This window comes from Kitasatospora sp. NPDC002965 (genome assembly GCF_040611255.1).
Taxonomy (GTDB): Bacteria; Actinomycetota; Actinomycetes; order Streptomycetales; family Streptomycetaceae; genus Kitasatospora.
The window spans coordinates 190,322-196,321 of record NZ_JBEXNT010000002.1 but is presented as its reverse complement, the minus strand read 5'-3'; the positions used below and the strand labels follow the sequence as shown (position 1 = coordinate 196,321).

The 6,000-nt window shown below is 70.5% G+C and carries 8 protein-coding genes; 3 read left to right on the top strand and 5 right to left on the bottom strand.

Translation table 11 applies throughout. From position 1 onward, the window contains the following. On the bottom strand, positions 1 to 422 hold a 422-nt coding region (locus ABZY91_RS01960), incomplete at its 3' end, for a DnaB-like helicase N-terminal domain-containing protein (RefSeq protein ID WP_355399103.1). 463 nt (positions 423 to 885) lie between these two features. On the opposite strand from ABZY91_RS01960, the gene ABZY91_RS01955 reads away from it, so the two are divergent. Beyond that, positions 886 to 2,211: an MATE family efflux transporter gene (locus tag ABZY91_RS01955; RefSeq protein ID WP_329948375.1), complete on the top strand. Its 1,326-nt coding sequence runs from the start codon at positions 886 to 888 to the stop codon at positions 2,209 to 2,211. 102 nt (positions 2,212 to 2,313) lie between these two features. Here ABZY91_RS01955 and rplI read toward each other — a convergent pair whose 3' ends face one another. The 4 genes from rplI to rpsF form a co-directional block, all read right to left on the bottom strand. Then, positions 2,314 to 2,760 (bottom strand): 50S ribosomal protein L9, encoded by a 447-nt coding sequence (gene rplI, locus ABZY91_RS01950; protein WP_329884832.1) that lies wholly within the window; start codon positions 2,758 to 2,760, stop codon positions 2,314 to 2,316. Between the two features lie 17 nt (positions 2,761 to 2,777). Then, entirely contained in the window at positions 2,778 to 3,014 is a 237-nt protein-coding gene (rpsR, locus tag ABZY91_RS01945) for a 30S ribosomal protein S18 (protein ID WP_030304537.1), read from the bottom strand. 79 nt (positions 3,015 to 3,093) lie between these two features. Next, positions 3,094 to 3,711, bottom strand: coding sequence for a single-stranded DNA-binding protein (locus tag ABZY91_RS01940; protein ID WP_329884830.1), 618 nt, complete (start codon positions 3,709 to 3,711; stop codon positions 3,094 to 3,096). Positions 3,712 to 3,807: 96 nt separating this feature from the next. Then, a complete protein-coding gene (gene rpsF / locus ABZY91_RS01935; protein WP_329884829.1) occupies positions 3,808 to 4,098 on the bottom strand; it encodes a 30S ribosomal protein S6 in 291 nt (96 codons plus the stop codon). 300 nt (positions 4,099 to 4,398) lie between these two features. On the opposite strand from rpsF, the gene ABZY91_RS01930 reads away from it, so the two are divergent. Together ABZY91_RS01930 and ABZY91_RS01925 are read left to right on the top strand one after the other, a co-directional pair. Continuing rightward, positions 4,399 to 4,698 (top strand): hypothetical protein, encoded by a 300-nt coding sequence (locus tag ABZY91_RS01930; protein WP_329884828.1) that lies wholly within the window; start codon positions 4,399 to 4,401, stop codon positions 4,696 to 4,698. Positions 4,699 to 4,863: 165 nt separating this feature from the next. Next, positions 4,864 to 5,982 (top strand): peptidoglycan bridge formation glycyltransferase FemA/FemB family protein, encoded by a 1,119-nt coding sequence (locus ABZY91_RS01925; protein ID WP_329884827.1) that lies wholly within the window; start codon positions 4,864 to 4,866, stop codon positions 5,980 to 5,982. Positions 5,983 to 6,000: the final 18 nt, after the last annotated feature.

Genomic DNA, 6,000 nt, shown 5'->3' with positions numbered 1-6,000 from the left:
GGCTTGAGCACCTCGACCACGTCGGCGATGGCGTCCTTGGACAGCAGCATGCCGCCGAGGACGGACTGCTCGGCGGCGAGGTCCTGCGGGGGGACGCGCTCGAAGCCGTCCAGGCCGCCCTCGGCGCGCTCCTCCTCGCCGCCCTGGCGCCGCTTGCCGCCGCCGTCCCGCTGGAAGCCCCCGGAACCCCCGGAGCCTCCGGAACCGCCCTTGCCGCCCTTCTGGAAGCCGCCCCCGGAACCGCCCCCCGAGCCGCCCTGGCCCGCTCCGCCGCCGCGTCCGCGCGAGACCGGCAGCCGGTCGCCGGGGCCGTCCGGGAACGGGGCGTCGGCGAAGGCGCCGACCGGGAACGGGTCGTCGGCGGTCTGCCAGTCGTCCTCGGGCGGCGGGGCGTCGTGGTCGTCGTACTGGGGGCCGGTCACGCGTGTTCCCCGATCAGCGAGTGGTGCGAGTTGGAGCGGTCCTTGCCGGTGGCCGGCTGCGGCGGAGCCTCGTTCCGCGCCACCGCATTTCTACGCCACCGCACCGACAAATCGGACGCCGGAGCGGGTGGGAGTGTCGGGCGGAGGGCCCACGCTAAGGTGCCGGGAGCCCTTCAGCCAAGGCGGTTATCCACAGGGGGTGTGGACGAGCGGCCCACGACTGTGGAGAAGTACCGCAAACCTGTGGACGCCCCTGTGGAAAGCCCTGTGGATAACCAGACCATCGATCCACCGTCAACCCGCTGACCTGCAATTCCCTCGTCCCGGGGCTGTGCATGAGAAATACTTCACACACAGCCGGGTGGCGGTGGACACAGACGTCGGCGAGCCGGTCGCTCACACTTCCGAGTAAGCGACAATATGCCCTGGCGCCCGTTACCTGTGGATGAGTAGCCTGGCCCCCATGACCCTCCTCACGGACCGCCGCCGGCACGACCGGGAAATCCTCGCCCTGGCCGTCCCGGCCTTCGGCGCCCTGGTCGCCGAGCCGCTCTTCCTGATGGCCGACTCGGCCGTCGTGGGCCACCTCGGCACCGCGCAGCTGGCCGGTGTCGGCGTGGCCTCGGCCGCGCTCACCACCGCCACCGGGGTCTTCGTCTTCCTCGCCTACGCCACCACCGCCGCGGTCGCCCGCCGGATCGGCGCCGGGGACCGCCGGGCCGCCGTCCAGCAGGGCATCGACGGCATCTGGCTCGCCCTGGCCCTGTCGGCCGGAGTGGTCGTCCTGACCCTGCTCCTCGCTCCCTGGGCGGCCGGGGTGCTGGGCGCCTCGCCGACGGCCGCCCCGTACGCCGTGACCTACCTGCGGATCAGTGCGCTGGGCATACCGGCGGTCCTGATGGTGATGGCGGCCACCGGCGTGCTGCGCGGTCTCCAGGACACCCGGACGCCGCTGGTGGTGGCGGTCGCCGGGTTCACCGCCAACCTCGGCCTGAACGCCGGGCTGGTGTACGGCGCCGGACTCGGCGTGGCCGGTTCGGCCTGGGGCACCGTCCTGGCACAGACCGGGATGGCCGGCGCCTACCTGTACGTGGTGGTGCGCGGTGCCCGCCGCGAGCAGGCCTCGCTGCGGCCGGACGCGGCCGGGATCCGGGCGAGCGCGAAGGCGGGCGGCCCGCTGATGGTCCGCACCCTGAGCCTGCGCGCCATCCTGATGATCGCCACCGCGGTGGCCGCCGGGCTGGGCGACGACCGGATGGCGGCGCACCAGATCGCCATGACGGTCTTCCTCTTCATCGCCTTCGCGCTGGACGCGATCGCGATCGCGGGCCAGGCCATCATCGGCCGCTACCTGGGTGCCGGGGACGTCCCGGGGGCCAGGGCCGCCACCCGGCGGATGATCGAGTGGGGCGTCGGTGCCGGTGTGCTGCTGGGCCTGCTGGTGGTGGTCGCCCGACCGCTGTACGTCCCGCTCTTCACCCCGGACCCGGCGGTCCAGGCCCAGCTGAACACCGTCCTGCTGCTGCTCGCGCTCTGCCAGCCGGTCTCCGGGCTGGTCTTCGTCCTGGACGGGGTGCTGATGGGCGCCGGGGACGGCCCCTACCTGGCCTGGGCGATGCTCGCCACCCTCGCGGTGTTCGCGCCGGCCGCCCTCGCGGTGCCCGCGAGCGGCACCGGCCTGGCCGGGCTCTGGTGGGCGATGAACCTCTTCATGCTGGTCCGCGGCGGCTTCCTGGTCCGCCGCGCGCTGGGCGGCCGGTGGCTGGTCACCGGGGCGGTCCGGAGCTGAGGCCCGGACCGGCGGTCCCGCCCGGGAACGACCGAGGGCCGGCCTCCCCGCACGGGGGAGACCGGCCCTCGGGCCACTGCTACGGCGCTTCAGCTACCGGGTTCAGGCAGCCACGACGGCGACGTCGAGGTTGGCCTGGACGTCGGAGTGCAGCTTGACCGAGACCTTGTGGGTGCCCACGGTCTTGATCGGCGAGGAGATCGCGACGGCGCGCTTGTCCACAGCCGGGCCGCCGGCGGCCTTGATGGCCTCGACGACGTCGGCCTGGGTCACCGAGCCGAACAGACGGCCGGCCTCGCCGGAGCGAACGGCCAGCTTGACCTGGACGCCCTCGAGCTTGCCCTTGACCTCGTTGGCAGCCTCAAGGGTCTGGATCTCGTGGATCTTGCGGGCGCGACGGATCGCGTCCACGTCCTTCTGGCCGCCCTTGGTCCAGCGGATGGCGAAGCCACGCGGGACCAGGTAGTTGCGGGCGTAGCCGTCCTTGACCTCGACGACCTCGCCGGCGGAGCCGAGACCCGGCACCTCGTGCGTGAGGATGATCTTCATTACTTGGTCACCCTCTCTTAGCGCGCGGTGCTGGTGTAGGGCAGCAGCGCCATCTCACGGCTGTTCTTCACGGCCGTGGCGACGTCACGCTGGTGCTGGGTGCAGTTGCCGGTGACCCGGCGGGCACGGATCTTGCCACGGTCGGAGATGAACTTCCGCAGCAGGTTCGTGTCCTTGTAGTCAACGTAGTTGACCTTGTCCTTGCAGAAGACGCAAACCTTCTTCTTCGGCTTGCGAGCAGGCGGCTTCGCCATTGTGCGCTCCATTTGGGGTTCACGGCCGGGCGGGCGTCCGAGGACGCCGGCGGCCCGGCCGCACGAAATCTGTCAGCTCTTAGAACGGGGGCTCTTCCGAGAAGCCGCCACCGGCCGGGGCACCCCAACCGCCGCCGCCACCCTGGTTGCTGTTGCCACCGGATGAGGGGGTGCTGGAAGCCCACGGGTCGTCGGAGGGACCGGACTGGCCACCGGAGTTGCCACCCCAGTTGCCGCCCTGCTGTCCGCCGCTGCCGCCGCCCCAGTTGCCACCGCTCTGGCCGCCGCCCTGCGGGCCGCCGCCGAAGCCGCCGCCGCCGGGAGCACCGGACCGGTTGGCCCGGGTGACCTTCGCGGTCGCCGAGCGCAGGCTCGGACCGACCTCGTCGACCTCAACCTCGAAGACCGTCCGCTTCTCGCCTTCCTTGGTCTCGTAAGACCGCTGGCGCAGTCGGCCCTGCACGATGACGCGCATGCCGCGCTGCAGCGACTCGGCCACGTTCTCCGCCGGCTGCCGCCAGACGTTGCACGTGAGGAAGAGGCTCTCGCCGTCCTTCCACTCGTTCGTCTGACGGTCGAAGGTGCGGGGGGTGGACGCGATACGGAACTTCGCGACCGCCGCACCCGACGGGGTGAAGCGCAGCTCGGGGTCGTCGACGAGATTGCCGACGAGGGTGATGACGGTCTCGCCTGCCATGGTGGTGATGACCTCTCGGGAAGATGTCCGTTCACCGCTGTTTCACGTGAAACAGCGGTCGCGAGCTACCCGAGACCCGAAGGCCTCAGAGGTGGCTCAGTGGGTGTCCGGGCGCAGGACCTTGGTCCGCAGAACCGACTCGCTCAGGCCAAGCTGGCGGTCGAGCTCCTTGACGACCTCAGGCGTGGCCTGAAGGTCGATGACCGAGTAGATGCCCTCGGACTGCTTGTTGATCTCGTAAGCCAGACGGCGGCGACCCCAGGTGTCGACCTTCTCGACCTTGCCACCGCCGTTGCGGACGACAGCGAGGAAGCTCTCGATCAGGGGGGAGACAGCGCGCTCCTCGACCGACGGGTCGAGGATGACCATCAGCTCGTAGTGACGCATGAGTAACCCACCTCCTTTGGACTCAGCGGCCACGGTCTTTCCGTGGCAGGAGGGTTGTGCAGCGTCGGCACCGGAGCAGTGTCGACTCCGGCCCACCGTAGCGGCCGGGTCCGACAGCCTGACTCCGCTCACCCGGAAGAGGGCAGAGGAAGGCACAACTACACCAGTGCAGACGGCACAGCCTACCTGCACCCGGACGGCCGAACAAAACGCATAGGGGTTGTGAGACCGGTCCAACCGCCGCAATCTGGACGGAACGGGTTTCCTGCCCGTTCGTCTCCTCGCCAGGAGGTGGGACTCATGGCCCAGACCATCCACCGGATGCCCCCTCTCACCCTGAACACCGACGGCCACCCGCACCCGCGGGAGAACGCCCTGGTGGGCGTCACGGCCGTCCTCGGCGTCATCGCCTTCGTCACCTCGTTCTTCCACAACCTGCACCTGCTGACCTCGTGGACCGGCCTGTTCGGGATCGCCGCGGGCCTGCTGGGGGTGTTCCTCTCCGTGACCACCGCGGAGCGGTTCATCCTCATGATCACGCTCGGCGCCTCGGCGATCGGCTTCTACCTCGGAATGGCGCGCGGAGGCCTGTGGGGTTAGCCACCCCGCGCAAGGAACCCCCGGCGCCCCCCTCGCGTACCTACCTAGGACAGGCCGGTGCGCGACGGGGGCGTCGCCGCGCCCGCAGCCCCGGGGGGCCCGGACGATAAGGTCACCCCGAGATACCGGGGCCCACTGCAGCCCGACCGACGAGGAGCACCGAGCATGAGCCTGCGCCTGAGGACGATCACCCGCGAGGAGCACCTCGCCTTCATCAGGAGCCGCGCCTCGGCCAGCCACATGCAGGTGCCGTCCTGGGGCGATGTGAAGGCCGAGTGGCGCACCGAGTCGATCGGCTGGTTCGACCAGACCAACCAGATCGTCGGCGCCGGGCTGGTGCTCTACCGCCAGCTGCCCAAGGTCAAGCGGTACCTGGCCTACCTGCCCGAGGGCCCGGTGATCGACTGGTTCGACCGCGACCTCGACCGCTGGCTGCAGCCGATGCTGGCGCACCTGAAGTCGCAGGGCGCGTTCTCGGTGAAGATGGGCCCGCCGGTGGTCATCCGCCGCTGGAACGCGCCGACCATCAAGGAGGCCATCGCCGCCAAGCAGGCCAAGCGCCTGCGCGACGTCGAGGCCGACTGGTACGAGCCCCGCGCCTTCGAGGTGGCCGACCGGCTGCGCAAGGCCGGCTGGCTCCAGGGCGAGGACGGCGGCGCCGGCTTCGGCGACGTCCAGCCGCGCTACGTCTTCCAGGTCCCGCTGGCCAACCGCTCGCTGGACGACATCCAGAAGGGCTTCAACCAGCTCTGGCGCCGGAACATCAAGAAGGCCGAGAAGAGCGGCGTCGAGGTGATCCAGGGCGGCTACGACGAGCTGCCGATCTTCCACCAGCTGTACCTGGTGACCGCCGAGCGCGACCGGTTCACCCCGCGCCCGCTGTCCTACTTCCAGCGGATGTGGAAGGCCCTCACCGCCGAGGACCCGAACCGGATGCGGCTCTACATCGCCTACCACGAGGGCGAGCCGCTGGCCGCGACCACGATGCTGGTGGTCGGCGAGCACGTCTGGTACTCCTACGGCGCCTCCGCCAACCACAAGCGCGAGGTCAAGCCGTCCAACGCGATCCAGTGGCGGATGATGCGCGACTCCTACGCGCTCGGCGGCGGGGTGTACGACCTCCGCGGCATCTCCGACACGCTGGACGAGAACGACCACCTGTTCGGCCTGATCCAGTTCAAGGTCGGCACCGGCGGCCAGGCCGCCGAGTACCTCGGCGAGTGGGACTACCCGCTCAACAAGCTGCTGCACAAGGCGCTCGACCTGTACATGTCGCGCCGCTGAGCAACAACGCCGTAGCCG

What these genes read in the sequence shown, in the direction of transcription:
- ABZY91_RS01930 (WP_329884828.1), top strand. Translation starts at nt 4,399, where the DNA reads ATGGCCCAGACCATCCACCGGATGCCCCCTCTCACCCTGAACACCGAC.
- ABZY91_RS01955 (WP_329948375.1), top strand. Translation starts at nt 886, where the DNA reads ATGACCCTCCTCACGGACCGCCGCCGGCACGACCGGGAAATCCTCGCC.
- ABZY91_RS01925 (WP_329884827.1), top strand. Translation starts at nt 4,864, where the DNA reads ATGAGCCTGCGCCTGAGGACGATCACCCGCGAGGAGCACCTCGCCTTC.
- rpsF (WP_329884829.1), bottom strand. Translation starts at nt 4,098, where the DNA reads ATGCGTCACTACGAGCTGATGGTCATCCTCGACCCGTCGGTCGAGGAG.
- rplI (WP_329884832.1), bottom strand. Translation starts at nt 2,760, where the DNA reads ATGAAGATCATCCTCACGCACGAGGTGCCGGGTCTCGGCTCCGCCGGC.
- ABZY91_RS01940 (WP_329884830.1), bottom strand. Translation starts at nt 3,711, where the DNA reads ATGGCAGGCGAGACCGTCATCACCCTCGTCGGCAATCTCGTCGACGAC.
- rpsR (WP_030304537.1), bottom strand. Translation starts at nt 3,014, where the DNA reads ATGGCGAAGCCGCCTGCTCGCAAGCCGAAGAAGAAGGTTTGCGTCTTC.